The sequence below is a fragment of the Micromonospora sp. NPDC049257 genome, from assembly GCF_040678915.1.
Classification (GTDB): domain Bacteria; phylum Actinomycetota; class Actinomycetes; order Mycobacteriales; family Micromonosporaceae; genus Micromonospora; species Micromonospora antibiotica.
Genome location: NZ_JBFAQU010000012.1, coordinates 101052 through 127659, shown reverse-complemented (window position 1 = coordinate 127659; position 26608 = coordinate 101052). Strand labels below are relative to the sequence as shown.

Genomic DNA, 26608 nt, shown 5'->3' with positions numbered 1-26608 from the left:
TGCGGTCGACCCGGTGGCGGGTCGACCGCGCGCCGGCAGTGTGACGCCGACCGGGGTGGGGCTCGACGCCGGGGTTTGCGCCGGCGACCATCGCCGTACGCGGTGGGGCACTTGTTTCCATAGGCAACCATCACTACATTGGGGTCCGGGTGCCGCCCTGTTGCCGGGCGGCGGTGTGGCCTGAGCCGGGCTGTTGTCCACGTGCCGAGAGGCATGTCGACGCGCGAGCGATGTCGATGCTCCCGCGCCGTCGGTGTTTCCCCGACGGCCAGCCGGAAGGACCCCTGTGAGGATTTCCCGTACCCGTATCACCGCCGCCGTGGCTGCCACCGTCACAGCGGCGGCGGCCGTCACCACCGTGCTCGCCGGCACCGCCTCGGCGGCCCAGGGCTGCCGGGTCGACTACCAGCCCAACGAGTGGACCGGCGGCTTCACCGCCAACGTCCGGGTCTCCCCGGGCGACACCGCCCTGAGCAGTTGGACCGTCACCTGGTCCTACCCGGGCGGCCAGCGGATCACCGGTGGCTGGAACGCCCAGGTCAGCCAGGTCGGCAGCACGGTCACCGCCCGCAACGCCGCCTGGAACGGCAGTGTCCCGGCCGGCGGCTCGACCGAGTTCGGCGTCCAGGGCACCAGCACCTCGGGTTCCGCCGCGCCGACCGGGTTCGCGCTCAACGGCGTACCGTGCAACGGCGCTCCGCCGCCGACCACCACGCCGCCGCCCACGACCCCGCCCCCGACGACGCCGCCGCCCACCACGCCGCCCCCGACGACCCCGCCGCCGACCACGCCTCCGCCGACGACCCCGCCGCCCACGACGCCGCCGCCGACGACGCCCCCGCCCACGACCCCGCCGCCGACCACCCCGCCGCCGGCCGGGTGCGCCGGTGCGGTGCTCTGCGACGGATTCGAGAACCAGACCGGCTCGACGCCGGCCGGCGACTGGAGCGTGGTCAACCCGGACTGCTCCGGGGCGGGCCGGGCGGCGGTGGACACGACCACCACGCACAGCGGTAGCCGCTCGCTGCGCATCGACGGCGCGGCCGGTTACTGCAACCACGTCTTCGTCCGGTCCAACAAGGACCTCAGCGCCGTGGGCACCGTCCGGTACGGCCGGATCTGGCTGCGCCACACCACCGCCCTGCCGACCCAGCACGTCACCATGACGGCGATGACCGACGCCGCCGACGGCAACAAGGATCTGCGGATGGGCGGCCAGAACGGCGCGTTGCAGTGGAACCGGGCCTCCGACGACGCGACCCTGCCCGAGCAGAGCCCGGCCGGGGTGGCGTTGAGCGTGCCGCTGCCCACCGGGCGCTGGACGTGCCTGGAGTTCATGGTCGACGGCAACCAGGGTCAGCTGCGTACCTGGCTCGACGGCACCGCCATCACCGGGCTGACCGCCGACGGGGTGCCCACCCACGACGTCGACGGCCAGTGGCTCAACCGCACCTGGCGGCCCCGGCTGACCGACCTGAAGCTGGGCTGGGAGAGCTACGGCGAGGGCGCGGACACCATCTGGTACGACGACGTGGCCCTGGGCAGCAGCCGGATCGGCTGCTGACCCCCGCCGGGACCGGGTGGCCGACGGGGCTGCCCGGTCCCGGCCGTGTCGCCCGAGCATTTCAGCCGGCGGTGACGTGCCGATCATGGTGCGTTCATCCACGGTTGCCAGGCTGACCTCTGGTCGGCGGGGTTCGCCTCCCGCCAGAATGTGGCTGACCGGGATAACCATCCCGATCGATACGTTCCTGTCGGCCCCCGCGACCCGGAGGACCCGTTGCGCACTCCCGCGAACCCCGTCACCCCCGTCACCGCCCCGCACCCCGCCACCCCGCACCCCGTCACCCGACCGCACCGGCTGCTGGGCACCCTCGCGCTGCTGACCGCCATGATCGCGGCGGTGCTGGTCGGGCCGTCCGTGGTGACCCCGAGGCTGGCCGACTCCGCGTCGGCGGCGGTCTACGGCTCCTGCACGATGTCCCGCTGCGCGGACGCCCGTACCGCCCGATCCGGCTGGTCGGCCAAGAGCTTCCCCACCAGCCGGGGCTGGTACGCCTGGAGCGGCGGCCTGTCGAACTTCGCCGGCGGCCAGTTCCACAACTACGAGGGGCAGCTCCCCGGCGGCGCCACCTACTACGAGTACGACGTCTACCCGCGGGTCTCCGGCGCGGCGCGGGACGCGTACCGCATCGTGGTGAACAGGAGCACCGGGGCGACCTGGTTCTCGCCCGACCACTACGCGAACTTCTACCGGATCTGAGCCAGGAACCATCGGGGTGGGCCGGTCGGTCGGCCCACCCCGGGTGAGCAGGAGGATGCACGATGACCGGACAGCGCCAGCCGGGCTGGCTGCGGGTGACCGACGAGCCGTCGCCGTCGGGGCATCCCACGCCGTCGCTCACCGTGGCCGGCGCGGCGGCCCGCACCCGTCCCGCGCTGTTCGACGCCCTCGCCGTCGCCCTCGACCTGCCCGGACACTTCGGCCGCAACTGGGACGCGCTCGCCGACGTGCTGGCCGAACGGCTCGACGCCGGCCCGCTCACCCTGGAGGTGACCGACGCCGGCCTGCTGCTCGCCGACGAGCCGTCCGGCCAGCTCGGCACACTGCTCGACGTGGTGGGCGGGGTGTCGGCGGGTGCCCGGGAGCCGGTCCGGTTGGTGCTGCGGGACACCCCGCAGGCGTTGCCCGCCCTGCGACTGCGGCTCTCCGCCGTCCTCGGCGGCTGTGGCGTGGCCGTCCCACCCGGCGGCGTGGCGCGCTGAGCCGTGCGGTGCCGTGCCGGGTCGGGTCGTTTTCCGGCCACCGGCAGGCCCGGGGCGCTGAGCCGGCCCCGCCCGACCTGCCGGCGGGAGAGGCGCAGCGAAGGTGTCGGCGGGGCGAGGTCAGTTGGGGTGGTCGAGGATCGCGCTGAACCGCTCCTCGGCCAGGTCGAGCTGGGCGAAGATGTGCCGCTTCACCGGTGCCGACAGCGGGGTGTCCGGCCGGGCGATCAGATCCCGGAACACCGGCACCAGTGGGCGGTACTTCGCCGCCGAGCGGGCCACCTTGGGCCCGACGGCGTAGACCACCCCCACGCCGTTGTCGGTGAAGTCGGAGATCTTGATGACCCGGGCCCACGGCTCCCGGTCCAGGCTGGCCGCGACGTGCTCGCGGTACTGCACGTGCGGGTCCCGGTCCGGGTCGTACACCGGGTTGGTGACCGCGCCGACGAGCCGGGCCACCCGCGTCCCGAACCGGTCGGCCAGCGTGGCCAGCGCCGCCGCCGTCGGGTCGGACGCCTGCGTGCCGGCCAGCTCCCGGGGGTGGTCCTCCACCGCGTCGTGCAGCAGACCGGCGACGATCACGTCGACGTCGCGCACCTGGTAGTGGTGCATCATCCGGATCGCCACCCGCAGCAGGTGGTTGAGGTAGGGCTCCCGGGACCGGCGGTCGTCGCGGTGCAGCTCGGCGGCGAGGTCCAGGGCGGCGGTCAGCCGGTCCCGGTCGGCCGCCGCGAAGGCCGGCAGCTCCAACCGGAACCGGGCCAGCAGGCCCGGCTCACCGTGCAGCTCGGTGATCGCGTGCATCGGCATGGTGGCGAGGTACGGCGGGAACTCCATCGCCTACTTATAGCCGATCTTCACTGTCCAGCGGACCCCGTCGTCGGGCATGTGACCGGGTCACCTCCTGCCGGAAAGGTGCTTGACCAGGCGTACCGTCGTCCCGTCGGAGGTGCCGTCGAGCTGTGCCTCGTCCATCAGCCGGGCCATGATCAGTCGCCCTCGCCCCCGGTCGCGCCCGTCGGAGGGCCCGTCGCGCCAGCCGCCGGTGTCGGACACCTCGATCTCCAGCCGGCCGGCGTGCAGTCCGGCCCGTACCGTGACGGTGGCCCCGGACGCGAAGCGGCAGCCGTGTTCGATGGCATTGGCGCACGCCTCGCCGACGGCGATCAGCACCACCTCCACGTCGGCCTCGTCCACCCCGGCCCCGGTCAGCCACGACCGCAGCGCCTCCCGGGTGGGGGAGAGCTGGGCCGGGTCGGCGGCCAGTGCGGCGCGGAACACCACCGGCGCGTCCCGGGCCGCCGGACCGGCAGGTGGTGGCGTGCCGGGCGGGTCGTGCGCCGGGTGGCGTGCGGCCACCAGGTCGGGGCAGCTCGCGCCGACGTCGCGTCCACCCGTCACCCGCGCCCACCTCCGCTGATCCTCGCCGCCGGGGCCGGGCCCGACCGTCGTTCCCGCCATTCTTCCTGTCCCGGCCGGCCGTACCCGGACCAGGGTCTTCCCGTGACGGTGACGCCGCACACGGGTCCGGCGGGCGGGTGCTCGGTGCCACCGGGCCCGGCCGGGTCGGTCGGCGGTGGGGGCTAGGAGGCCAGCCGTCCGGCGGGGTCGTGCACCGGGCCGGCGAGATCGAGGCCGCCGTCGGACTGGTTGATCTCCGACCAGACCGCGTCGAGGGAGAGGCCGAGGACGTCGGCGAGTACCGCGATGGTCGGGAAGGCGGGGGTGGCGACCCGGCCGGATTCGATCTTGCGGAGGGTCTCCGGGGAGAGCCCGGCGGCCAGCGCGGTGCCGAGCATCGACCGTTGGCCCCGGGCGCGGCGCAGCAGGGCGCCGAGGCGTTGTCCGCGTTCGACCTCGGCGGGAGTGAGCGGCAACCTGACCATGGCTGCGATTCTAGTACCGGGATAACATGACCGGGATACTTATTGGTGGTCCGAGGAAGGCGCTGCATGATCGAGATCCTGAACCCCGCCGACCTCCTGCGCGCGCGGGACACCGGCGCGCTGGTCGCCGACATCCTGCGGACGCTGAAGGGCCGCAGCGTGGTCGGCACCAACCTGCTGGAGATCGACAGGTGGGCGCACCAGATGATCGTCGAGGCCGGTGCGCAGTCCTGCTACGTCGACTACGAGCCATCCTTCGGACGCGGGCCGTTCGGCCACTACATCTGCACCTCCGTCAACGACGCGGTGCTGCACGGCCTGCCCCACGACTATCCGCTCGCCGACGGTGACCTGCTCTCCCTCGACCTCGCGGTCTCCCTCGGCGGTGTGGTCGCCGACTCGGCCATCAGCTTCGTCGTGGGCGACACACCGTCCCCGGAGAGCGTCGCGCTGATCGACGCGACCGAGCGTGCGCTGGCCGCCGGGATCGCCGCCGCCGGCCCCGGAGCCCGCGTCGGTGACATCTCGTACGCCATCGGCAGCGTCCTCGGCGCGGCGGGATACCCGATCAACACCGAGTTCGGGGGGCACGGTGTCGGCTCCACCATGCACCAGGACCCGCACGTGTCCAACACGGGCCGGCCCGGTCGCGGTTACCGGCTGCGCCCCGGGCTGCTGCTGGCCCTGGAACCCTGGATCATGGCGGACACCGCCGAACTCGTCACCGACCGCGACGGCTGGACGCTGCGCAGCGTGACCGGCTGCCGGACGGCACACAGCGAACACACCATCGCCATCACCGACGACGGCGCCGAGGTGATGACCCTGCCGAAGTAGCCCCCGGCCCGGTCAGCGCACCCCGGTCAGCGCCGCCCCGGCCGGGCCGACCGACCGGTCGGACCGCACCGGCGACGGCACGGCCCGACCGGAACGGGTCACCGTGACAGTTGGCCCCGGACGCGGGTCACCAGGGCAGTCGACCGGCCCCGGCGAACGGCCCCACCACGAGCGGCACCAGCGGCGCGGGCACCGCCTGCGCCGCGCGCAGGGTCGGCGTCCAGCCGGCGTCGCCGCCCAGATCCGGGTCGTGGGTCGCGTTGTAGGCGGCCACCAGGTCGACCGGGCGGGGCAGCGCCCGGTCGGCGTCGACCCAGTTGCCCCGGGTGGTGACGGCGGTGCCACCCCAGTCGTAGAGCAGGTCGCCGGCGGCGATGCCGGCGCCGAGGGTGAAGAAGTTGTTCTCCACGTACGCGGCGGACTGCACGCCCACCCCGATCGCGTACGCGAAGTCGTCGCCGGCCAGCCGGTACCAGTTGTTGTAGACGTCGACCTGGCCGAACCGCACCCGGGGCAGCCGCTGGAGCACCCGGTCGAACAGGTTGTGGTGCAGCGTCACCTTCAACCGGCCGACGTCCGGCCCGACCGTGTTGGACGAGCCGATCAGCATCAGCTTGTCCCGTCCGGTGAACCGGTTGTACGAGGCGGTCACCAGGCTCGCCGTGTGGGTGACGTCCAGCGACCCGTCGTGCACCTGGTACGGCCGGCCGAAGTACACCGGCTGGGCGCTGTCCGGGTTGTCGCCGTCGGTGAAGGTGTTGTGGTCGACCCAGACGTGCTCGCTGCGGCGCACCGAGACCTGGTCGTACTGGGAGTTCCAGTTGCCGGTCGCGCCGTCGGTGGGCGACCAGGCGGGGAAGCAGTCCCGGGCGTCGTCGAAGGTCAGGTTGCGCACGATGACGTTGCTGGCCCCGTCGATCATCAGGGTCAGCCCGGTGAGGGTGGCCCCGTGCCGGCCGACGATGGTGGTGTTGGGCCCGACGTTGATCTGCGTCTGGCGGGTCTGGTTGGCCACCGAGCGCACCCGGGCCGCCTCCAGCGCCCCGGTCGGCGGCACCATGCCCCACACCGCCGGGTCGTACGCGGCCAGGTACGCCGGCAGGCTGTACTCCGGGTCGGCCAGGTCGGCACAGCCGAGCAGGTGGCCGTCGTCGGCGGCGAACCCGTCGACGGTGCCGTCCACGACGATCACCTTCGGGGTGGCGTTGCTCTTGTTGGTGGCGTTGTCGCCGCCCAGCGCGCGGACCAGGTCGGCCCGGCTGCGCACCAGGTGAACCTGGTCCGGGGCGGCCGCCGCGCCGCCGGTGGTGCCGGGGCCGTCGGCCGCCCAGCCGTCACCGGCCGGCAGGGTCTGCCGGGCGAACCGCTCGACGCCCCGGGGCGGCCCGTCGGGTGGCGCGGCGTACGCGGCGGTGCCCGAGGTCAGCAGGAGGGTGAGGGCGACCAGGGCCGCCCCGGTGGTGCGTGGACGCATGGGACTCTCCCGAAGGGTGGTGGTGGGTGGTGCGTCAGTCGTCCTGTGCCGCCAGGGGGATACGCGCCGGCGGCACCGCCCACGGCACCGCCAGCTCCGACAGCAGCGCGCCCTGCTCGGCGGCCCGGCGCAGCACCGCGTTGATCCCGCGTACCGTCACCACCCGCTCCGGCCCGCTGCCGGCGGCCGTGACCAGGTCGCCGTCGAGCAGGGTCGGCTCGGGGGCCTGCCGCACCCGTTCCAGCACGGCGGTGAACGGTGCGGTGCGGGCCAGCGGGGCGATCAGCGGGGTGCCGTCCGGGTCGGCGCGGTGGGCGAGCAGGTTCGCCAGCAGCCCCTGCCGGCCCGGCACCTCCCGGGGGTGCGGGTCACCGGGCAGCAGCAGCCGGTCGGTCGGGTACTCCAGCACCGCCCGCCCGGTGGTGCCGGTGACGATCACCTCACCGGCGACGAAGTCCTCCCCGGCCAGCGTCACCGCCGCCACGATCGGCGGCCCGCCGGGGGTGACGATCCGTAGGGTGGCGGTGTCGTCCACCTCGATCGGCCGGACCCGGTAGCGCTCCAGCTCGATGCGGGCCGGCCGGACCGGGGCGCCGGTCACCGTCTCGGCCACCGCCAGGCACTGCATCACCGCGTGCGCCAGCGGGTTGGCCAACGCCCCGTCCAGCACCGGTCGGCCGTGCAGGGTGCGCCGGCCGGCCCACGGGGAACGGGCGTAGTAGCTGTCGGGGCGTTGCCAGCAGGCGACCGTGCCGATGCCGGTGACGGTGCCCAGCCGGCCCTGCCCGACGGCGGCCGACAACTGCGCCAGCGCCACCGACCCGAGCGCCTGGAAGCCGACCTGGCAGGCCCGACCGGTCGCGGCCAGCGCCCCGGCCAGCGTCCGGTGTTCGGCGGTGGACAGCACCGGAGGCTTCTCCAGCAGCAGGTCGGCACCGGCGGCGAGGACGTCCAGGGCGATCGGCAGGTGGGTGTGCGGCGGGGTACACACGATCACCACGTCGGGGCGGGCGGCGGTGAGCATCTCCCGATGGTCGGTGTGCACGGTGGTCCCGGTGGGCACCGGCGCGGCCGGCTCGTCCTCGATCGGCCGTACGTCCACCAGCGCCACCAGCCGCAGCCGTCCCGCCGCGTGCAGCGGGGCCACCGCCCGCCGGTGCCAGCGGCCGTGCCCGTTCGCGCCGACGATCGCCACCCGGGGCACGGCGACCCCGGCCCCGGCGGGCTGGTCGGGGTGGGCGGCCCCGGCCGGGCCGCCCGGCGGTGTCCCGGCTGGGGAGCCCGGCGGTGTCCCGGTGGTCGTCGCCGGTGCGCCCCGGGCGGCGAGCCCGCCGACGGCGGCCGGCGGCACCGGGGCGGTCACGCCGCACCGGCCAGGACCGCCGCCACCGGGTGGGTACGCAACGCGCCCAGCCAGCCGGCGACGTCGGTGCGGAACCCGTCGTCGTCGGCGAGCGCGGCCGGGAAGACCTCCGGCAGGGCGAACAGCGCCTCCACCGTGCCGGCGGGGGTGCCCCCGGCGGCGGCGAGCGCGGCGGTGATCCGGTCGGCCAGCGGGTCGTCCAGCGGCAGCACCGTGCCGTCGTCGGCCCGCCCGTCGAGGAACCGCAGCCAGGCCGCCACGACCAGCGCCGACCAGTACGCCGGCCGGCCCTGTGCGCGCAGGTCGACGGCGGTGTGCAGGACCCGCTGCGGCAGCTTCTGCGACCCGTCCATCGCCACCTGGAGGGTGCGGTGCCGGATCGCCGGGTTGGCGAAGCGGGCCAGCACCTCGTCGCCGTACCCGGTGACCCGTACCCCGTCGGGTGGGGTGAAGCTCTCGGCCACGTCGTCGGCGACGAACCGGCGCAGCACGTCGGTCAGGCCGGGCAGGGCCAGCGCCTCGGCGATCGTCTCGCGGCCGGCCACCGCACCCAGGTAGGCCACCGCCGAGTGCACGCCGTTGAGGCCGCGCAGCTTCAGCCGTTCCCACGGGCCTGCGTCGGTGGTGAGCACCGCACCGGCCCGCTCCCACCGGGGCCGGCCGCCGGGGAAGTCGTCCTCCACCACCCACTGGGTGTACGGCTCGGCGGCCACCGCCGCCAGGTCGGTCACCCCGAGCGCGGCGCGGGCGTCCGCCAGCGTCGCGTCGGTGCTGGCCGGGACGATCCGGTCCACCATCGTGCCGGGGAAGCTCACCTGCCCGGCGAGGGCGTCCAGCACGGCGTCCGGCACCCCGGCCAGGGCCAGCGACTGCTGCACCAGGCCGCGCAGCCGACGCCCGTTGGACGGCAGGTTGTCGCAGCTGACCAGCGCGATCGGCCCCGCCTGTGCGGCGGCACGGGCGAGCAGCCCGCGCACCAGCAGGCCCGGCACGGTGACCGGCAGCCGGTCGGTGGTGAGGTCGCGGGTCAGCTCCGGGTCGGCCCGCAACGCCCCGGAGACCGGGTCGAGCCGGTACGCCTTCTCGGTCACCGTCAGCGTCACCACCCGGATCGCCGGGTCGGCCAGCAGCGCGAGCACCGCCGCCGGGTCGCTGGCGGCGTGCCGTACCCCGGCCAGCGCGCCGACGACCCGGGTCTCGGACCGGTCGGCGGCCAGCGTGGTGACGCTGAACAGCGCGTCCTGCGCCGCGAGGGCCTCGACCAGCGTGGTGCTGCGCGGCGCGACGCCGATGATGCCCCAGTCGCCGCCGGCCGCGTCGACCGCCGCCTCGGTGTAGACCGCCTGGTGGGCCCGGTGGAACGCGCCCAGTCCCAGGTGGACGATGCCGGCCGGCACGCTGCCCGGCCGGATCAGCGGTCGGCTCTGCTCGGGCACCCGGCGCAGGGTGGCCAGCCCCAGCCGGTCGGTGCCGACGTTCACCGCCATGCCGGGCCGTCCGGGAAGCGGAACCGGGCGATCGACTCGGGGCGCATGGTGGCGCTGTAGCCGGGGGCGGTGGGCAGCAGGTACCGGCCGCCCCGGGTGCGGACCGGGTCGACGAAGTGTTCGTGCAGGTGGTCGACGTACTCGACCATCCGCCCGTCCAGGCTGGCACCGACCCGCAGGTAGTCGAAGATCGCCAGGTGCTGCACGTACTCGCAGAGGCCGACGCCACCGGCGTGCGGGCAGATCGGCACCCCGAACTTCGCCGCCAACAGGATCTCCGCCAGCACCTCGTTGACCCCGGCGACCCGGCAGGCGTCGATCTGCATCACCCCGATCGCCTCGGCCTGGAGCAACTGCTTGAAGATCACCCGGTTGGCGGCCACCTCGCCGGTGGCGACCCGGCACCGGCCGTCGGTCAGCGCGGTCACCGCGCGGGCGATCCGGGCGTGGCCGAGGATGTCGTCGGCGTGCGTCGGCTCCTCGATCCAGTACGGGTCGACCTCGGCCAGCGCGGTCATGTTGGTGATCGCCTCGTCGACGTCCCAGACCTGGTTGGCGTCCATCATCAGCAGCGCGTCCGGGCCGATCTCGGCCCGGATGATCCGCGCCCGGCGCAGGTCGTCGGCCGGCGGGCCGCCGACCTTCATCTTCATCGCCCGCCACCCCTGGGCGTACGCCTCGCGGGTCAGCGCCCGCACCTTCTCGTCCGGATACCCCAACCACCCCACCGACGTGGTGTACGACGGAAAACCGTTCTGCTCAAGTTCCGCGAGCCGTTCCGCCGCGCCGACCAGTCCCTTGTCGAGCAGGGTGGCGGCCTCGTCGGGGGTGAGCGCGTCGGTGATGTGGTGGAAGTCGATGTTGGCCACCAGCTCGTCGGTGGGCAGCTCGGCGAGGTAGCGCCACATCGGCTTGCCGGCCAGCTTGGCCCGCAGGTCCCAGACCGCGTTGACCAGCGCGCCGGCGGCCATGTGGATGACCCCCTTCTCCGGCCCCAGCCAGCGCAGCTGCACGTCGGCGGTGAGCGAGCGCCAGAACGCCACCGGCTCGGCCGCGATCTCCTCGACGGTGCGCCCCCGCACGTGGTGGGCGAGGGCCTCGATCGCCGCGCAGGTGATCTCGTTGCCCCGGCCGTTGGTGAAGGTGAACCCGGCACCCGTCGGGCCGCCGTCGGTGCGCAGCTCCACGTAGCTGGCCGAGTAGTCACCCCGGTTGATCGCGTCGGAGCCGTCGCCGGCCGCCGCGGTGGGGAACCGGACGTCGTGCACGTCGACGTCGGTGATCCTGGTGCTCATGCGGACCCTCCGAACCTGAAGACCTTCTTGGGCAGCCGGTACGCCAGGTCGACGACCGTCTCGGCGGCCTCGTCCTCGGTCAACCGGTGCTCGGCGACGAGGCGGGCCAGGAAACCGGCGTCGATCCGGCGGGCCACGTCGTGGCGGACCGGGATGGAGCAGAACGCGCGGGTGTCGTCGACGAACCCGGCGGTGTTGTAGAACCCGGCGGACTCGGTGACCGCCTCCCGGAACCGGCGCAGCACCTCCGGGGAGTCCAGGAACCACCAGGGCGCCCCGAGGTAGAGCGCGGCGTAGCCGCCCGCCAGCGGGGCCAGCTCCCGGGTGAACGTGTACTCGTCGAGGGTGTAGAGCACCACCCGCAGCCGCGGGTCGTTGCCGTACGCGTCGAGCAGCGGGGCGAGCGCGTGCACGTACTCGGTGGCGTGCGGGACGTCGCCGCCGACGTCGCGGCCGTGGCGGGCGTACAGCCGGCGGTTGTGGTTGCGGACCGCCCCGGGGTGCAGTTGCAGCACCAGCCCGTCGTCGAGGGACATCCGGGCGAACTCCACCAGCATGTGCGCCCGGAACGTCTCGGCGTCGGCGGCGTCGGCGAGCCCGCGCCGGCCCCTGTCGTAGAGCATCGCCGCCTCGTCGGCGGTCAGCGCCAGGGTGCGTGCGGTGGGGTGGCCGTGGTCGGAGGAGGTCGCGCCGGCCGCGACGAACGCCGCCCGGCGGGCCCGCAGCGCGTCCAGGTAACCGGTGTACGTGCCGGTGTCGACGCCGGCCACCTCGCCGAGCCGGGCCACGTTGTCGGCCCAACCGTCGAACTCCATGTCGACCACGTTGTCCGGGCGGAACGTGGTGACCACCCGGCCACCCGGCCCGCCCCAGCCGTCGGCGGCGAGCTTGGCGTGCGCGGCGAGGTCGTCCAGGGGCGACTCGGTGGTGGCGAGGACCTCGATCCGGAACCGTTCGAACAGCGCCCGGGGCCGGTACTCCGGCTCGGCCAGCCGGGCGGCCACCTCGTCGTAGACGGCGTCGGCGGTGTCCGGGGTCAGCGCCGTGTCCACCCCGAACACCTCGCTGAAGGTGCGTTCCAGCCACAGTCGGGACGGGGTGCCCCGGAACAGGTGCCAGTGCGCGGCGAAGCGCCGCCAGATCGTCCGGCCGTCGGTCTCCACCGGGCTGCCGTCGACGCTGGGCACGCCCAGTTCGGCCGGGGGGACGCCCTGGCTGAGCAGCATCCGGGTGAGGTAGTGGTCGGGCACGATGAGCAGCCGGGCCGGGTCCGGGAAGGGCTGGTCCTCGGCCAGCAGCGCCGGGTCGACGTGCCCGTGCGGCGAGATGATCGGCTGCGGCCCGGCCAGGGCGTACAGCTCGCGGGCGATGGCCCGGACGCCCGGGTCGGTCGGCAGGAGCAGGTCAGGAGAGGTCGGCACGTCGGGGGACTCCTCGGATGCGGGCGGCGGGTCGGCGGATCAGGGCGGGGGCGGTGGTGGGGTGGGCCGCAACGGCCGGGCTAGGCAGGTGGCTGGGCCGCAACGGGTCAGGGTGGGTGCAGGGTCGGCCGGCAGCGGTCAGGGCAGGGTGAGCAGGTCGGCGACGCGCACCGGGTCGCCGGTGGCGAAGGACCGGTTGGCGGCCAGGCCGGTGAGCAGGGCCAGTGCCCCGTCGTGGGCGGTGGCGGCCCGGTCCAGCGGGTCCGGTTCGCCACCGAAGATCACCCGGGTCATCCGGGTGTCCGCGCCGCCGTGGCCCTGCCGGGTGTAGCCCTCGACGGGGATCCGGGTGGGCGGGGCCCAGAACGGGCGCAGGGTCAGGGTGGCCTCGCCGTGCTCGGCGGCGGCCTCGTCGCCGTGCAGGGCCGCCCCCTTGAGCGCACCGGCGGCGGCCGGGCTGACGAAGTCGCTCTCGGTGACCTCCAGTTCGAGCCGGCCCCGGCTGCCGTTGACCATCACCCGGTAGCCCTCCCAGGGGGCGTACGCGGTGAGGTGGTAGGTCATCGTCGCGCCGGTGGAGTAGCGGGCCAGCACCGCCATGTCGTCCTCGATGGTGACGCCGGGGGCGAAGACGTTCTGGTCGCGGTGGTAGCCGTCCTCACCCTCGGCGTCGAGGTAGAGCTCCCGCAGTCGGGGGTGCTCGGCCAGCCGCAGGGCGAACGGGTCGTCGGTGGCGGCGGGGGAGTCGTGCGCCCGGTCGTAGTCGCGGGCGTAGCCGTGCCGGCGGCCGTCGTCGCCGTAGAAGAACAGCCGCCCGGCCGCGTACACCTCGACGGGGGTGGCGTCGAGCCACCAGTTGACCAGGTCGAAGTGATGGCTGGCCTTGTGCACCATCAGCCCGCCGGAGCTGGCCTTGTCCCGGTGCCAGCGGCGGAAGTAGTCCGCGCCGTGCCGTACGTCGAGCAGCCACTCGAAGTGCACCGAGCCGATCTCGCCGACCGCGCCGTCGGCGAGCAGCCGCCGGACCTGCTCGTGCAACGGGTTGTAGCGGTAGTTGAAGGCGACGGTGACCTGCCGGCCGGTCTCGGCGACCGCGTCGAGGATGCGTCGGCAGCGGGGAGCGTCGGTGGTCATGGGTTTCTCGGTGACCACGTCGCAGCCGGCCCGCAGGGCCGCCACGATGTACTCGTCGTGGGTGACGTCGACGCTGGTCACCAGGACCACGTCGACCCGTTCCTTGGCGAGCATGGCGGTGAAGTCGTCGGCCCGGTAGGTCGGCACGGGCGGGTGGCCCAGCTCGGTCAGCCACCGGTTGTGCGCGTCCATCCGGGTCTGGTTGACGTCGGCGAAGGCGACCAGCTCGGCGGTGTCGGCGTGCTCGGTGACCAGGGCGCGGACGAACATCTCGGCTCGCGCCCCGGTGCCGACCAGGGCGTGCCGGCGGCGGGACGCCGCTGGTGGTGACATCGGGTGGACCTCCCCGGTTGCTGCAAAGGTTTGCAGTGAAGAAACCACGGCGATGAAGAGCACGTCAACGATCGATGCCAATCCCGTGTCATAGATCCCGTTTCGTGGGCTTAAAGGGGCATGGCGGGAGCGCCTCCGCAATCGACCTGTAACAAACTCCCGTTGACAGTGGAGCAACCGTTTGCATTAATTGGCGGCACCCACGTGACCCCGACCACACCATCGACGAGAGGGCCGCCCGTGCCAGCCACCATCCGCGACGTCGCGCGGGCCTCGGGCGTGCACATCTCCACGGTGTCCCGCACCTTCTCCGCACCCCACCTGGTCAACCCGGAGACCCGGGTCCGGGTGCTGGCCTGCGCCGAGGAACTCGGCTACCGCCCCAACCGGGCCGCCCGCGCCCTGATCACCGGCCGGACCCACAACATCGGCCTGATCATCGCCGACATCGCCAACCCGTTCTTCCCACCGCTGATCAAGGCGGCCGAGGGGCAGGCCCGGCACCGCGACTACCACGTCTTCGTGGCCGACACCAACGAGGACCCGGCCGCCGAGGAGGAGCTGGTCCACGCGCTGGCCAAGCAGGTCGACGGGGTGCTGCTGTGCAGCCCCCGGATGAGCAACGCGCTGATCGAGCAGGTCAGCCGGGAAGTCCCGGTGGTGGTGATAAACCGGCAGGTCACCGGCCTGCCCTGCGTGATGATGGACGTCGGCCAGGGGGCCCGCGCCGCGATCGAGCACCTGCTCGGCCTCGGCCACCGGCAGCTCGCCCTGCTCGGCGGCCCGCGCGGCTCCTGGACCAACCAGCAGATGCGCCGGGCGGCCGGGGCCGCCGCCCGCTCCGGCGGGGCCGAGTTGACCGTGCTCGGGCCGAACCCGCCCACCGAGACCGGCGGCAGCGCACTGGCCACCCAGGTACGCGACAGCGGCGTCACCGCCGTGCTCGCCTACAACGACCTGATGGCGATCGGGCTGATCGAGGGGCTCGACCACCTCGGCATCCGGGTGCCGCAGGACGTCAGCGTGGTCGGCGTCGACGACATCGCGCTGAGCCGACTCACCCGCCCCAAGTTGACGACGGTGGCCACGCCAACCGCGGCCGCCGGCCGGACGGCCGTCGACATGCTGCTGCAACACGACTCCGAACTCCGCCCCCGCGGCGGGGGACGGGCAGCGGCCGTCGGCGACCGACGCACCACCGCACAGGTAATGCTCCAGACCGAACTGGTCATTCGCGACTCGACCGGACCCCTACCCGGTCGATCCCGTCCCGGATCCGTTCCGGATGGCCCGGGCCCGCATCGCCTTGCGGACCCGGGCAGCCCGACCGTGACCACCGGTGGCGTCGTCGCCTCCTAGCCCGAGGAGTGAGCGCATGCACCCCGCAACGTCCCCCACCGCCGGCACGCCGGCCGAGCCGCACCACCGTACCCCCGCACCCCGTCGTCGATTCCTGCGCGGCCTGGTCGCCGCCGCCGTCGCCGTACCGCTGATGTTCGGCGCGGCGGCCTGCGGCGACGACGACGCCGGTGCCGACGGCCAGATCAAGCTCTCCATCTTCTGGTGGGGCGGTGAGGCGCGGGCCAAGCTCACCGAGGACGCCCTCGCCCTCTACACCAAGAAGCACCCGAACGTGACCTTCGAGAAGACCTGGCAGGCCAACCAGGGCTACTTCGACAAGCTGGCCACCCTCACCGCCGGCGGCAACCCGCCGGACCTGTTCCAGATCGACGACAACTACCTGTCCGAGTACGCCGGCCGCAGCACCGTGCTCGACCTCAAGAGCTACCAGGACTCCGGCAAGCTCGACGTGTCCAAGTTCCCCAAGAGCCTGTTGGAGTACGGCGTCGTCGACGGCAAGCTGGCCGGGGTGGCCTCCGGCGAGAACACCCAGGGCCTGGTCTACAACAAGACCCTCCTGGCCAAGAACGGACTCCCGGAACCGACCACCGGCCAGAGCTGGGAGGAGCACATCGCCTGGGCCGAGCAGGTGGCCAAGCGGACCAAGATCCCCGGCACCCAGGACCCGAGCGCCGACTACAAGGCGTTCTGGGTCTGGCTGCGCCAGCAGGGCAAGGACCTCTACAACGGCAAGGACCTGGGCTTCACCGCCGAGGACGTGACGAAGTGGTTCGAGCTGTGGAAGGGCGCCCGGGACCGGGGCGCCACCCCCACCCCCGACGTGATCCACGAGGGCAACGCCAGCGACGTGACCAAGCAGCTGGTGGTCACCGGCAAGGCCGCGACCTCCTGGGTGTGGGTCAACCAGATGCCGGACCTGAAGAAGAACACCAAGGACGAGCTGGGCGTCGTCGCCTACCCGGGTGACCCGAGCGCCCAGTGGGCCCGCGCCTCGATGTACTGGTCGGTGTTCAAGAGCAGCAAGCACCGCGACACCGCCGTCGACGTGATCAACTTCCTGGCCAACGACCCGGAGGCGGCGGCGCTGCTCGGCACCGACCGGGGGCTGCCGTCGAACATGGACCTGCGGGCCAAGGTCAGTGAGACGGTGACCGACCCGGCGATGAAGCAGTCCATCCAGGTCGAGACCGAGCTGGCGCAGAAGTTCGGCCAGTCGCCGCAGGTGCCGATCAAGGGGCACAGCAAGGTCAAGTCCGAGCTGGTCAAGGCCGCCGAGAACGTCCAGTACAAGCGGGCCACCCCGGCCCAGGCGGCGGAGCAGTTCATCGCCGCCTGCAAGTCCGCGATCGCCTGATCGACGGATCGCGGTCGACGAAAGGAGCCGGCCCCGTGGCCCTCACCACGGCCCCCGGCCGGACCGGACGCACCGGTTCCGCCCGCCCCCGCGCCAACCGGCGTCGGGGTGGGCGGGACCGGCACGCCGAAGGACTGGCGGGTTACGTATTCCTCTCGCCCTGGCTCATCGGACTGATGGGCGTCACGGCGATCCCCATGCTGCTCTCGCTCTGGCTGAGCTTCACCAACTACGACATCCTCACCCCGCTGTCCGAGGTGCAGTGGGTGGGGCTTGCCAACTACGAGCGGATGTTCACCGCCGACCCGTCGTACTGGCACGCGGTCCGGGTCACGTTGACCTTCGCCCTGGTGGCCGTACCGTTGAAGCTGGCCGCAGCGCTCGGGGTGGCGCTGCTGCTCAACAAGGCCTGGCGGGGGGTGGGCCTGTTCCGGGCGCTGTTCTACCTGCCGTCCCTGCTCGGTGGCAGCGTCGCGCTGGCCATCGTCTGGGTCAACATGTTCAATCGGGACGGCGCGTTCAACTCGTTCCTCGCGCTGTTCGGCATCGAGGGACTGCCCTGGGTCAGCGACCCGGACTGGGCGCTGCAAACCCTGATGGTGCTGGCGATCTGGCAGTTCGGGGCCCCGATGGTGATCTTCCTGGCCGGGTTGAAGCAGGTGCCCACCGAGCTGTACGAGGCCGCCTCCGTCGACGGCGCCAGCCGGTGGTCGCAGTTCTGGCACGTCACCCTGCCGATGCTCTCCCCGGTCATCTTCTTCAACCTGGTGCTGGAGACCATCAACGGGTTCCAGGGTTTCACCGCCGCCTTCGTGCTCAGCAACGGCACCGGCGGCCCGGTCGACTCCACCCTGATGTACACCCTGAAGCTCTACATCGCAGGCTTCACCGACCTGGAGATGGGCTACGCCTCCGCGATGGCCTGGGTGTTCCTGATCGCGATCGGCCTGATCACCGTGGTCTTCTTCAGCACCGGGCGGTTCTGGGTGCACTACTCCGACGGGGAGAAGTGATGGTGGCGGTGACCTCGACGGCGCGGCGGCCCGGCCGTCGCCGGCAGGGCGGCCGGCAGGCCGTACGCCTGCTGATCCTGATCGTGATCGTGGCGGTGGTGCTCTATCCGCTGCTGTGGATGGTGGGCACCTCGGTCAAGTCGCAGGAAGAGATCGTCAACAACATCGGTCTGCTGCCCGAGCGGTTCACCCCGGGCAACTACACCGCCGGCTGGGGCAACTTCGACCTCAGCTTCGGCACGTTCTTCCTCAACAGCGCCATGGTCAGCCTGTTGACCGTGGTCGGCAACGCGGCCTCCTGCCTGCTCGCCGCGTACGCCCTGGCCCGGTTGCGGTTCCGGCTGCGGGGGGTCTGGTTCGCCGTCATGATCGGCACCCTGCTGCTGCCCGGCCACGTGCTGATCGTGCCGCAGTACATCCTGTTCCGCAGCCTGGGCCTGGTCGGCGGGGAGTGGCCCTACCTGCCGCTGCTCATCCCGCAGTTCCTGGCCACCGAGGCGTTCTTCGTGTTCCTCATGGTGCAGTTCATGCGGGGCATCCCGCGCGAACTCGACGAGGCCGCCAAGATCGACGGTGCCAGCCCGTACGGCATCTTCCGGCACGTCATCCTGCCGCTGAGCCGCCCGGCGCTGGTCACCACGGCGATCTTCTCGTTCATCTGGACCTGGAACGACTTCTTCCGGCAACTGGTCTTCCTGTCCAGCCTGGACGACTACACCGTGCCGGTGGCGCTGACCCTGTTCATCGACTCCACCAGCCAGAGCGCGGTCGGCCCGATGTTCGCCATGTCGGTGCTGTCGCTGCTGCCGGTCTTCCTGTTCTTCCTGGCCTTCCAACGGATGCTGGTCGAGGGCATCAACACCAGCGGGTTGAAGGGATGACCGCCGTACCGGTGACGGAGCCGGCCGAGGCGCCCCTGCGCCGGGACTGGCGCGACACCCTGCGCGACGCCACCGACCTGGCGCTGCTCGGGTTCGCCGTGACGCTGGCCGCGCTGCCGGTGCTCACCCTCGCACCGGCCCTGGCCACCGCCAGCGCTGCCGTGCACGACCGGCTGACCCTCGGCGGCTGGCCGGACCTGCGCACCACGCTGTCCCGGTTCGGCCGGGCCCTGCCCGCCGGCCTGGTGGCCAGCGCCGTCGGGGTGGCCGTCGCCGTCGCGCTCGGCGTCGACCTGGTGGCGCTGGCCACCGGCCGGGTGCCCGGTGGCGGCGTCGCGCTGGCCGGCACCGCCGTGGTCACCGCCGCGCTGGCCGGGTACGCCGGGCTGACCGTGGTGGCGATCGGTCGTACCGGCGGCCGGGGCTTTCGGGCCGCGGCCCGAGTCGCCGCCCGGACCGGCCTGGCCCGGCCGGGGACCTGGGCGGCGGCCGGCGGGGTCTGCGCGGTGGCCGCTCTGTTGGGGATACTGGTCACCCCGGTGGCGGTGCCGATCCTGGCCGGCTACGCGTTGGCCGCCCTGCACGCCGTCGCCGCCCGCCGGTCCACCACCCGGACGGAGGCACCGTGACCGGTCACCCCCACCCCACCCCGGCCCAGCTCGGCCCGGAACCGGCCCGCCCCGGCGCGGACCCGACCGGATCCGCCCCGCCGCAGGTCCGGTTCGACCCGGACGGCCCGGGCGACGACGAGCCCCGGTTGCACGTCGGTGACGTCGAGGTGGCCCGGTACGTGGTGCGCCCCGACCTGGACCCGAAGCACGGGCCCCGGCCCTACCTGCACCCGGTGCGGACGCTGGCCGGCACCCCGGTCACCGACGCCCTGCCCGCCGACCACGTCTGGCACCTCGGGGCGTCGCTGGCGGTGCAGGACGTCGCCGGCACCAACCTGTGGGGTGGCCGGACGTACGTCCGGGACACCGGTTACACCTGGCGCGACGACCACGGGGTGATTGCCCACACGCGGTGGCGCGAACGCACCCCGGACCGGTTGGCGCACGTGTTGCAGTGGCGTGACCGCGACGGCGGGGTGCTGCTCACCGAGCACCGCAGGCTCGCCGCGACCCCGGTGGCCCCCGACGCCTGGGCCCTCGACGTCGACTACACCCTCACCGCCCCCACCGATCGGGACGTCCACCTGGGCAGCCCGGCCACCAACGGGCGACCCGACGGGGCCGGCTACGGCGGGTTCTTCTGGCGGGCCGTCGCCGACGGGGAGCCGGTCACGTTCACCGCCGACGCCGACGGGGAGCAGGCGGCCAACGGCAGCGCCGCCCGCTGGGTCGCGCTGACCGGCGTCGCGCCGGACGGTGGGGCGTACACCCTGGTCTTCACCGGCCTCGGGTTGGGCGACAGGTGGTTCGTGCGGACCGCGATGTACCCGGGGGTCTGCGTCGCCTTCGCCTTCGACCGGCCGGCCGTGGTGCCCGCCGGTGGCCGCCGCGCCGGCCGGCACCGGGTGCTGGTCGCCGACGGGGTACGCGACCGGGCCGGCGTGGTCGCCCTGCTCGCCGCCGCGGAGCCGGTGTGACCGCCGACCGGCCGGCCACGGCACCATCCGCCGACCGGCCGGCCACGGGAGTGTCCGCCGACCGGTCGGCCGCGGGACTGTCCGCCGACCGGTCGGCTGAGCAGGCGTCGGTCGGGCCGGAGGTGGTCACCGTCGGCGAGTCGATGGTGGTGCTCAGCCCCGATCCGACGGGTCCGCTGGACCGGGCCGACCGGTTGGGCGTCTCCGTCGGCGGTGCCGAGTCCAACGTGGCCTCCGCGCTCGCCGGGCTCGGCCACCGGACGGCGTGGGTGAGCCGGGTCGGCGACGACCCGTTCGGTCGGCGGGTGCTGCGGCACGTCGCCGCCACCGGCGTGGACACCCGCCTGGTCACCGTCGACCCGACCGCCCCGACCGGCGTCTACCTCAAGGACCCGATGCCCGGCGGCACCGCCGTGCACTACTACCGGTCCGGCTCGGCGGCGTCCCACCTCGACCCGCAGGTGCTGGACGACCCGGCGCTGGCCGGGACCCGGCTGCTGCACCTGTCCGGGATCACCGCGGCCCTCTCGCCGTCCTGTGCGGCCCTGGTGCGCCGGGCGCTCACCGACCGGCCACTGCCCGCCGCCCGGGTCACCTTCGATGTCAACCACCGGGCCCGGCTGTGGTCGGCGGAGACCGCCGCGCCGGTGCTACGCGGGCTCGCCGACGCCGCCGACGTGGTCCTCGTCGGACTCGACGAGGCCCGCGCCCTGTGGGGCGTCACCGCCCCGGACGCCGTACGCGACCTGCTGCCCGGTCCGGAACTGGTGGTGGTCAAGGACGCCGACGTCGGTGTCACCGCGCTGCCCCGCGGCGGACCGGACGTCTTCGTCCCCGCGCTGCGGGTGCCGGTGCACGAGCCGGTCGGGGCCGGCGACGCGTTCGCCGCCGGCTGCCTGTCGGGGCTGCTGCGCGGCCTCGACCTGGAGCACTGCCTGCGGCTCGGGCACCTCTGCGCGGCCCCCGCCCTGACCGTGGCCGGGGACACCGCCCCGCCACCGCGCCGGGCGCTGGCCGACCGGCTCCTGGCCCTGCCGGCGGGGGACTGGGCGAGCCTGGACCTGGTCGACGCCGGACTGCTCCCCACCCCCGCCACCGGAAGGAACGGTCGATGACCGCGCACGACTTCGCACCCCTGTTCGGCACCGCGCGGGTGATGGTGATCCTGCGGGACCTGCCGCCGGCGGAGACCGTCCGGCTCGCCCAACGGGCCTGGAACCTCGGCATCGACGTGGTCGAGGTGCCGATCCGCACCCCGGACGCCACGCTGTCCCTGCGGGCGGCGGTGGAGGCCGGCAAGGACCGGGGCCGGCGGGTCGGCGCCGGCACGGTGCGCACCCCCGCCCAGGTCCGGCAGGCCGCCAGCGCCGGGGCGGCGTTCACCGTCGCCCCCGGGCTGGACCTGGCGGTGGCCGACGCGGCGGTCAGCTACGGCATCCCGCACCTGCCCGGGGTGGCCACCCCCACCGAGGCGCAGCTCGCGCTCGACCACGGGCTGATCTGGCTCAAGGCGTTCCCGGCGGTCAGCCTCGGCCCACAGTGGTTCAAGGCGGTCGCCGGCCCGCTGCCGGAGCTGCGGTTCGTGGCGACCGGTGGGATCGACGCCGGTAACGCCGCCGACTTCCTCGCCGCCGGGGTGCGGGTGGTGGCGGTGGGTTCGGCGCTGTCCGACCCTCGGCAGATCGACCGGCTCGCCGAGCTGGCGACGACCCCGGCCTGAGCCGGTGCCGACCCCGCCCACCCACCCGCCGTGGTGCCTGCCCGGTGCGGGCGGATCAGTCCGGGGCGGGGCCGAGGCTGTCCCGGACGACCAGGGTGGCCGGCAGCACCTCGACCCGGGGCCGGTCCGCCGCCGGGCCCAGGGCCAGGGTCATCGCCCGCGCGCCCAGCTCCACCAGCGGCAGCCGGACGGTGGTCAGCGCCGGGGTGACGTCGGCGGCGACCGGCATGTCGTCGAAGCCCACCACCGAGACCTGCCCGGGCACCGCGACGTTGCGGGCGCGCAGCAGGGTCAGCGCACCGACGGCCATCGAGTCGTTCAACGCCACCAGGGCGGTCAACCCGGGGACGGCGTCGAGCAGTTCACCGGCGGCGCGGGCGCCACCGTCGCGGTCGAAGTCGGCGTAGCGGATGCGCTCGGCGGGCAGCGGGTGGCCGCCCTCGGCGAGCGCGGCCCGCAGCCCGTCGAGCCGGTCGGTGATCGTGGTCAGCACCTGCGGGCCGGCGACCACCCCGATCCGGGTGTGCCCCCGGCGCAGCAGTTCCGTGCCGAGCAGCCGGCCGCCGTCGGTGTTGGCCGGCATCACCGCGTCGCCCGGGTGTTCGTGCCGGCCCACCACCGCCACCCGGCCACCGGTCGTCTCGTAGGCGGCCAGCTTCTCGGCGAGCCGGGCGGTGAAGGTGGCGTCGTGGTAGCCGGAACCGGCCAGCACGATCGCGGCGACCTGCTGGGCGCGCAGCATCTCCACGTACTCCAGCTCGCGTTCCGGGTCGCGGTAGCTGTTGCAGATGATGACCAGCCGGCCGTGGTCGGTGGCGACCCGTTGCAGCCCCCGGGTCAGCTCGGCGAAGTACGGGTCGGACACGTCGTGCACCACCACGCCGACCACGCTGCGCTGCGGGCGGGCCAGCAGCTGGGCGTGCGCGTTCGGCACGTAGCGCAGGTCGGCGACGGCCCGCAGCACCCGTTCGCGCAGGTTGTCGGCGACGGGCTTGCTGCTGCCGTTGATCACCCGGGAGGCGGTGGCGGGGGAGACCCCGGCGCGACGGGCGACATCGGCCAGCGTCGCCATGGGCACCCCCGAAAGTGTCCGGACCCGATCCGGGCCGCGCGGTAGCGGACAGGTTACCGCAACGGTCGGGGCGGGCCCTTGCCCGTGGTCGGGCCGCCACCTAGGCTGCTAGGAAAGCGCTTACCTATGTACCGTGCACAGGGGAAGGACGACCCATGACCCGAAGGTCGATCGGCATCATCGTCAACGGCGTCACCGGTCGGATGGGCTACCGCCAGCACCTCGTCCGTTCCCTGCTCGCGATCCGTGAGCAGGGTGGACTGCCGCTGGGCGACGGCACCCGGATCTGGCCCGAGCCGATCCTGGTCGGCCGGGACGAGACCCGCCTGCAGGCGGTCGCGCAACGGCACGGCCTCACCGACTGGACCACCGACCTCGCCGCCGCCCTCGCCCGCGACGACGCGGAGATCTACTTCGACGCCCAGGTGACCCAGCAACGGGAGAAGGCGATCCGACAGGCCATCGAGGCCGGCAAGCACATCTACACCGAGAAGCCCCTCGCCGAGTCCAGCGCCGCCGCGCTCGAACTGGTCCGGGCCGCCGACGCCGCGGGCATCCGCACCGGCGTCGTGCAGGACAAACTCTTCCTCCCCGGGCTGCGCAAGCTCCGCCGGCTGATCGACGGCGGTTTCTTCGGCCGCATCCTGTCCATCCGCGGCGAGTTCGGCTACTGGGTGTTCGAGGGTGACTGGCAACCCGCCCAGCGGCCCTCGTGGAACTACCGCACCGAGGACGGCGGCGGCATCGTGATGGACATGTTCCCGCACTGGCAGTACGTGCTGGAGGAGCTGTTCGCCCCGGTCCGCGCGGTCACCTGCCTCGCCGCCACCCACATCCCCGAGCGCGTCGACGAGGCCGGCCGCCCCTACCCCGCCACCGCCGACGACGCGGCCTACGGGATCTTCGAACTCGACGGCGGGATCGTCGCCGCGCTCAACTCGTCCTGGGCCACCCGGGTGCACCGCGACGAACTGGTCGAGTTCCACGTCGACGGCACCGAGGGCAGCGCCGTCGCCGGGCTGCGCCGCTGCCGGGTCCAGCACCGGGCGGTCACCCCCAAACCGGTGTGGAACCCCGACCTGCCCGCCACCGAGGACTTCCGCGCCCAGTGGACCGAGGTGCCCGACAACGAGGAGTTCGACAACGGGTTCAAGGTGCAGTGGGAGGCGTTCCTGCGGCACGTCGTCACCGGATCCCCGTTCGCCTGGGACTTCCTGGCCGGGGCGCGCGGGGTGCAACTGGCCGAGCTGGGGCTGCGCTCCGCGCGGGAGGGCCGCCGCGTCGAGGTGCCGGAGCTGTCCCGGTGACCGCCACCGTCCGGTTGCCCGACGGCGGCACCCACCGGCTGCGCGGGGGCACGGGCCACGCCCGGCCCACCGGCCCGTCCACCAGCCGGGTGGCGTACGCCGCCGCGCACGTCGTCGCCGACCCGCGCGCGGAGAACGTGCCGGGCGCCCCGGCCGCCGTCGACTGGGACCGCACCCTCGCCTTCCGGCACCACCTCTGGTCGTACGGGCTGGGGGTGGCCGAGGCGATGGACACCGCACAGCGCGGCGCGGGCCTGGACCACCCGGCCACCCGGGAGCTGATCCGGCGCAGCGCCGCCGAGGCCCGCGCGGTCGGCGGCCGGATCGTCGCCGGGGTCGCCACCGACCAGCTCCCACCCGGCCCGGCCACGGTGCCCCAGGTGATCCGGGCGTACGCCGAGCAACTCGCCGACGTCACCGCCGCCGACGCCCGCCCGGTGCTGATGTGCAGCCGTCACCTGGCCGCCGCCGCCACCGGCCCCGACGACTACCTACGGGTGTACGACGAGCTGCTCACCGCCGCCGACCAACCGGTGGTGCTGCACTGGCTGGGCGACATGTTCGACCCGGCGCTGGCCGGCTACTGGGGCTCGACCGACCTCGACGAGGCCACCGAGACGGTGCTGCACCTGATCAAGCAACACCAGGGGAAGGTCGACGGGATCAAGGTGTCCCTGCTCGACGCCGACCGGGAGGTCGCACTGCGCCGTCGCCTGCCCGCCGGGATACGCCTCTACACCGGCGACGACTTCCACTACCCGGAGCTGATCCGGGGCGACGCGCAGGGTCACTCCGACGCGCTGCTCGGCGTCTTCGCCGCCATCGCGCCGGCCGCCGCCGCCGCGCTCGCCGCCCTCGACGCCGGTGACCTGGGCCGGTACGACGCGGTGTTCGCCCCGACCCTGCCGCTGGCCCGGCACCTGTTCGCCGCGCCGACCTGGTTCTACAAGACCGGCATCGTGTTCCTCGCCTGGCTGGCCGGGCACCAGGAGCACTTCACCATGCTGGCCGGGCAGCAGTCCGGCCGGTCCCCGGCGCACCTGGCCCGGCTGCTCGTCCTCGCCGACGACGCCGGCCTGCTGCCCGACGCGGAGCTGGCCGCCGCGCGGGCGCGGGCGTACTTCACCGTGGCCGGGGTGACCCAGTGACCGGGGCGGCGGCCGGTGGTGGTGCGGTGCCTGGCGGTGGCGTGGCGACCGGGTTGGAACGGTTCTCGTTCAACCAGGCCACCGCCCAGCACTGGCCGCTGGCCGCGGCGGTCGCCGGCTGCGCGGCGGCCGGGGTGCCCGGCATCGGCCTGTGGCGCGAACCCGTCCAGGAATTCGGCGTCGAGCGGGCGGCCCGGCTGGTCCGGGACGCCGGGCTGACCGTCACCTCGCTGTGCCGGGGCGGGTTCTTCACCGCCCCGGACTGGTGGGACGAGAACCGGCGGGCCATCGAGGAGGCGGCCACCCTCGGCAGCCGGGAACTGGTGCTGGTCTCCGGTGGGCTGCCGCCCGGCAGCCGGGACGTCGACGGGGCCCGCCGGCAGGTCGCCGACGCCGTCGCCGCCCTGGCCGACGAGGCGGCGGCGGCCGGGGTACGGCTGGCCATCGAACCGCTGCACCCGATGTTCAGCGCCGACCGGTGTGTGATCGCCACCCTCGGCCAGGCGCTCGACATCGCCGAACGGTTCGACCCGGCGGTGGTCGGGGTGGTGGTCGACACCTACCACGTGTGGTGGGACGACACGGTGTACGCGCAGATCGCCCGGGCCGGCGCCCGGATCGCCGCGTTCCAGGCGGCGGACTGGGTCACCCCGCTGCCGGAGGGCGTACTGCTCGGTCGGGCGCTGCCCGGGGAAGGCTGTGTGGAGCTGCGCCGGCTGCGTGCGGCGGTCGACGCCGCCGGGTACACCGGGCCGGTCGAGGTCGAGGTGTTCCAGGCGGCGCTCTGGTCCCGGCCCGGCCCGGAGATCCTCGCCGCGACCATCGACGCCTACCGGGCCCACGTGTCCTGACCCGATCGGAGCCGGGCCTGGTGGGCACGTCCGCCCTGCCACGGTGGCGGACGATGCTGGCCGCCGGGTCCGCCGGCCGGCCGGTCGGTCGGGGTCGCCTGGGACGTGCAGGTGCCTGGGCTTCGGCCGGGCGGAATCGGCTTCACGCAGAGTAGTGGAAGGCAGGTGGTTTCCCTCAGGGAGCGGTATGCCTCTGCGGCATGAATATGACGGACAGGCATACCGGTCCGTGCCTTGCCATGCCCCGCCGCCGGCTCACCACGATGGGCGGCTTTCCCACTGACCCGCAGCGCGCCGACCGATCCCCGCCGGACCG

The 26608-nt window shown here is 73.8% G+C and carries 25 protein-coding genes; 15 read left to right on the top strand and 10 right to left on the bottom strand.

The genetic code is table 11. The features are described from left to right. Nucleotides 1-319 precede the first annotated feature (319 nt). The 3 genes from AB0K25_RS19205 (at nucleotide 320) to AB0K25_RS19195 (ending at nucleotide 2766) form a co-directional block, all read left to right on the top strand. Nucleotides 320-1564 (top strand): cellulose-binding domain-containing protein, encoded by a 1245-nt coding sequence (locus tag AB0K25_RS19205; RefSeq protein WP_357536809.1) that lies wholly within the window; start codon nucleotides 320-322, stop codon nucleotides 1562-1564. A gap of 327 nt (nucleotides 1565-1891) precedes the next feature. Continuing rightward, complete coding sequence (locus AB0K25_RS19200; protein ID WP_357536834.1) at nucleotides 1892-2263, top strand: ribonuclease domain-containing protein; 372 nt, start codon at nucleotides 1892-1894, stop codon at nucleotides 2261-2263. A gap of 62 nt (nucleotides 2264-2325) precedes the next feature. Beyond that, complete coding sequence (locus AB0K25_RS19195; protein ID WP_208566564.1) at nucleotides 2326-2766, top strand: barstar family protein; 441 nt, start codon at nucleotides 2326-2328, stop codon at nucleotides 2764-2766. Between the two features lie 120 nt (nucleotides 2767-2886). Here AB0K25_RS19195 and AB0K25_RS19190 read toward each other — a convergent pair whose 3' ends face one another. From AB0K25_RS19190 to AB0K25_RS19180, 3 genes are all read right to left on the bottom strand, one after another. After that, complete coding sequence (locus AB0K25_RS19190) at nucleotides 2887-3603, bottom strand: HD domain-containing protein (RefSeq protein ID WP_219462514.1); 717 nt, start codon at nucleotides 3601-3603, stop codon at nucleotides 2887-2889. A gap of 60 nt (nucleotides 3604-3663) precedes the next feature. Continuing rightward, on the bottom strand, nucleotides 3664-4167 hold the full coding sequence (locus tag AB0K25_RS19185; RefSeq protein WP_308290777.1) for an ATP-binding protein: 504 nt from the start codon (nucleotides 4165-4167) through the stop codon (nucleotides 3664-3666). Between the two features lie 182 nt (nucleotides 4168-4349). Continuing rightward, nucleotides 4350-4652 (bottom strand): helix-turn-helix transcriptional regulator, encoded by a 303-nt coding sequence (locus AB0K25_RS19180; RefSeq protein WP_219462511.1) that lies wholly within the window; start codon nucleotides 4650-4652, stop codon nucleotides 4350-4352. Nucleotides 4653-4718: 66 nt separating this feature from the next. On the opposite strand from AB0K25_RS19180, the gene map reads away from it, so the two are divergent. Then, complete coding sequence (map, locus tag AB0K25_RS19175; RefSeq protein WP_357536805.1) at nucleotides 4719-5489, top strand: type I methionyl aminopeptidase; 771 nt, start codon at nucleotides 4719-4721, stop codon at nucleotides 5487-5489. A gap of 127 nt (nucleotides 5490-5616) precedes the next feature. Here map and AB0K25_RS19170 read toward each other — a convergent pair whose 3' ends face one another. From AB0K25_RS19170 to AB0K25_RS19145, 6 genes are all read right to left on the bottom strand, one after another. Beyond that, the gene (locus tag AB0K25_RS19170; RefSeq protein WP_363821452.1) at nucleotides 5617-6963 is read right to left on the bottom strand and encodes a pectate lyase; all 1347 of its coding nucleotides are present in this window, start codon (nucleotides 6961-6963) and stop codon (nucleotides 5617-5619) included. Between the two features lie 34 nt (nucleotides 6964-6997). Next, nucleotides 6998-8167 (bottom strand): Gfo/Idh/MocA family oxidoreductase, encoded by a 1170-nt coding sequence (locus AB0K25_RS19165; protein WP_363821541.1) that lies wholly within the window; start codon nucleotides 8165-8167, stop codon nucleotides 6998-7000. A gap of 155 nt (nucleotides 8168-8322) precedes the next feature. Then, nucleotides 8323-9813 carry a mannitol dehydrogenase family protein gene (locus AB0K25_RS19160; protein WP_363821449.1) on the bottom strand — a complete coding sequence of 497 codons (1491 nt, stop codon included), beginning with the start codon at nucleotides 9811-9813 and terminating at the stop codon, nucleotides 8323-8325. Further along, nucleotides 9804-11108 carry an enolase C-terminal domain-like protein gene (locus AB0K25_RS19155; RefSeq protein WP_357536800.1) on the bottom strand — a complete coding sequence of 435 codons (1305 nt, stop codon included), beginning with the start codon at nucleotides 11106-11108 and terminating at the stop codon, nucleotides 9804-9806. Before AB0K25_RS19155 ends, AB0K25_RS19160 begins: the two co-directional genes overlap by 10 nt. Next, nucleotides 11105-12529 carry a glucuronate isomerase gene (gene uxaC, locus AB0K25_RS19150; RefSeq protein ID WP_363821446.1) on the bottom strand — a complete coding sequence of 475 codons (1425 nt, stop codon included), beginning with the start codon at nucleotides 12527-12529 and terminating at the stop codon, nucleotides 11105-11107. Before uxaC ends, AB0K25_RS19155 begins: the two co-directional genes overlap by 4 nt. Before the next feature lie 138 nt (nucleotides 12530-12667). Continuing rightward, entirely contained in the window at nucleotides 12668-13996 is a 1329-nt protein-coding gene (locus AB0K25_RS19145) for a Gfo/Idh/MocA family oxidoreductase (protein WP_219462499.1), read from the bottom strand. Nucleotides 13997-14236: 240 nt separating this feature from the next. Here AB0K25_RS19145 and AB0K25_RS19140 point away from each other — a divergent pair, with 240 nt between their 5' ends. From AB0K25_RS19140 to AB0K25_RS19105, 8 genes are read left to right on the top strand one after another with little or no spacing between them, the layout of a single operon-like run. Then, complete coding sequence (locus AB0K25_RS19140; RefSeq protein ID WP_208566554.1) at nucleotides 14237-15355, top strand: LacI family DNA-binding transcriptional regulator; 1119 nt, start codon at nucleotides 14237-14239, stop codon at nucleotides 15353-15355. Nucleotides 15356-15371: 16 nt separating this feature from the next. Continuing rightward, nucleotides 15372-16712, top strand: coding sequence for an ABC transporter substrate-binding protein (locus tag AB0K25_RS19135; RefSeq protein WP_357536795.1), 1341 nt, complete (start codon nucleotides 15372-15374; stop codon nucleotides 16710-16712). Nucleotides 16713-16747: 35 nt separating this feature from the next. Further along, nucleotides 16748-17725 (top strand): sugar ABC transporter permease, encoded by a 978-nt coding sequence (locus AB0K25_RS19130; RefSeq protein WP_219462493.1) that lies wholly within the window; start codon nucleotides 16748-16750, stop codon nucleotides 17723-17725. Next, a complete protein-coding gene (locus AB0K25_RS19125) occupies nucleotides 17725-18606 on the top strand; it encodes a carbohydrate ABC transporter permease (RefSeq protein WP_255597601.1) in 882 nt (293 codons plus the stop codon). The genes AB0K25_RS19130 and AB0K25_RS19125 overlap by 1 nt, the downstream gene beginning before the upstream one ends. Beyond that, a complete protein-coding gene (locus AB0K25_RS19120) occupies nucleotides 18603-19235 on the top strand; it encodes a hypothetical protein (protein WP_255597600.1) in 633 nt (210 codons plus the stop codon). The genes AB0K25_RS19125 and AB0K25_RS19120 overlap by 4 nt, the downstream gene beginning before the upstream one ends. Continuing rightward, nucleotides 19232-20194 (top strand): PmoA family protein, encoded by a 963-nt coding sequence (locus AB0K25_RS19115; protein WP_363821440.1) that lies wholly within the window; start codon nucleotides 19232-19234, stop codon nucleotides 20192-20194. The genes AB0K25_RS19120 and AB0K25_RS19115 overlap by 4 nt, the downstream gene beginning before the upstream one ends. Further along, a complete protein-coding gene (locus tag AB0K25_RS19110; RefSeq protein WP_308290775.1) occupies nucleotides 20191-21309 on the top strand; it encodes a sugar kinase in 1119 nt (372 codons plus the stop codon). The genes AB0K25_RS19115 and AB0K25_RS19110 overlap by 4 nt, the downstream gene beginning before the upstream one ends. Continuing rightward, on the top strand, nucleotides 21306-21914 hold the full coding sequence (locus tag AB0K25_RS19105; protein WP_208566550.1) for a bifunctional 4-hydroxy-2-oxoglutarate aldolase/2-dehydro-3-deoxy-phosphogluconate aldolase: 609 nt from the start codon (nucleotides 21306-21308) through the stop codon (nucleotides 21912-21914). The genes AB0K25_RS19110 and AB0K25_RS19105 overlap by 4 nt, the downstream gene beginning before the upstream one ends. Nucleotides 21915-21969: 55 nt before the next feature. Here AB0K25_RS19105 and AB0K25_RS19100 read toward each other — a convergent pair whose 3' ends face one another. Continuing rightward, nucleotides 21970-22986, bottom strand: coding sequence for a LacI family DNA-binding transcriptional regulator (locus tag AB0K25_RS19100; RefSeq protein ID WP_208566815.1), 1017 nt, complete (start codon nucleotides 22984-22986; stop codon nucleotides 21970-21972). Nucleotides 22987-23141: 155 nt separating this feature from the next. Between AB0K25_RS19100 and AB0K25_RS19095 the strand changes: the two genes are divergently transcribed. The 3 genes from AB0K25_RS19095 to AB0K25_RS19085 are packed head-to-tail and all read left to right on the top strand — an operon-like array spanning nucleotide 23142 to nucleotide 26292. Then, a complete protein-coding gene (locus AB0K25_RS19095) occupies nucleotides 23142-24293 on the top strand; it encodes a Gfo/Idh/MocA family oxidoreductase (RefSeq protein WP_208566549.1) in 1152 nt (383 codons plus the stop codon). Further along, on the top strand, nucleotides 24290-25441 hold the full coding sequence (locus AB0K25_RS19090) for a dihydrodipicolinate synthase family protein (protein WP_363821437.1): 1152 nt from the start codon (nucleotides 24290-24292) through the stop codon (nucleotides 25439-25441). Before AB0K25_RS19095 ends, AB0K25_RS19090 begins: the two co-directional genes overlap by 4 nt. A gap of 53 nt (nucleotides 25442-25494) precedes the next feature. Further along, nucleotides 25495-26292 carry a sugar phosphate isomerase/epimerase family protein gene (locus AB0K25_RS19085; RefSeq protein WP_219470037.1) on the top strand — a complete coding sequence of 266 codons (798 nt, stop codon included), beginning with the start codon at nucleotides 25495-25497 and terminating at the stop codon, nucleotides 26290-26292. Nucleotides 26293-26608 lie beyond the last annotated feature (316 nt).

Excerpts from the sequence above, each read along its gene's own strand:
- AB0K25_RS19155 (WP_357536800.1), bottom strand. The coding sequence starts at position 11,108 with ATGAGCACCAGGATCACCGACGTCGACGTGCACGACGTCCGGTTCCCC.
- AB0K25_RS19200 (WP_357536834.1), top strand. The coding sequence starts at position 1,892 with ATGATCGCGGCGGTGCTGGTCGGGCCGTCCGTGGTGACCCCGAGGCTG.
- AB0K25_RS19120 (WP_255597600.1), top strand. The coding sequence starts at position 18,603 with ATGACCGCCGTACCGGTGACGGAGCCGGCCGAGGCGCCCCTGCGCCGG.
- AB0K25_RS19125 (WP_255597601.1), top strand. The coding sequence starts at position 17,725 with ATGGTGGCGGTGACCTCGACGGCGCGGCGGCCCGGCCGTCGCCGGCAG.
- AB0K25_RS19145 (WP_219462499.1), bottom strand. The coding sequence starts at position 13,996 with ATGTCACCACCAGCGGCGTCCCGCCGCCGGCACGCCCTGGTCGGCACC.
- AB0K25_RS19100 (WP_208566815.1), bottom strand. The coding sequence starts at position 22,986 with ATGGCGACGCTGGCCGATGTCGCCCGTCGCGCCGGGGTCTCCCCCGCC.
- AB0K25_RS19160 (WP_363821449.1), bottom strand. The coding sequence starts at position 9,813 with ATGGCGGTGAACGTCGGCACCGACCGGCTGGGGCTGGCCACCCTGCGC.
- AB0K25_RS19195 (WP_208566564.1), top strand. The coding sequence starts at position 2,326 with ATGACCGGACAGCGCCAGCCGGGCTGGCTGCGGGTGACCGACGAGCCG.
- AB0K25_RS19095 (WP_208566549.1), top strand. The coding sequence starts at position 23,142 with ATGACCCGAAGGTCGATCGGCATCATCGTCAACGGCGTCACCGGTCGG.
- AB0K25_RS19135 (WP_357536795.1), top strand. The coding sequence starts at position 15,372 with ATGCACCCCGCAACGTCCCCCACCGCCGGCACGCCGGCCGAGCCGCAC.
- AB0K25_RS19170 (WP_363821452.1), bottom strand. The coding sequence starts at position 6,963 with ATGCGTCCACGCACCACCGGGGCGGCCCTGGTCGCCCTCACCCTCCTG.
- map (WP_357536805.1), top strand. The coding sequence starts at position 4,719 with ATGATCGAGATCCTGAACCCCGCCGACCTCCTGCGCGCGCGGGACACC.
- AB0K25_RS19190 (WP_219462514.1), bottom strand. The coding sequence starts at position 3,603 with ATGGAGTTCCCGCCGTACCTCGCCACCATGCCGATGCACGCGATCACC.
- AB0K25_RS19180 (WP_219462511.1), bottom strand. The coding sequence starts at position 4,652 with ATGGTCAGGTTGCCGCTCACTCCCGCCGAGGTCGAACGCGGACAACGC.
- AB0K25_RS19105 (WP_208566550.1), top strand. The coding sequence starts at position 21,306 with ATGACCGCGCACGACTTCGCACCCCTGTTCGGCACCGCGCGGGTGATG.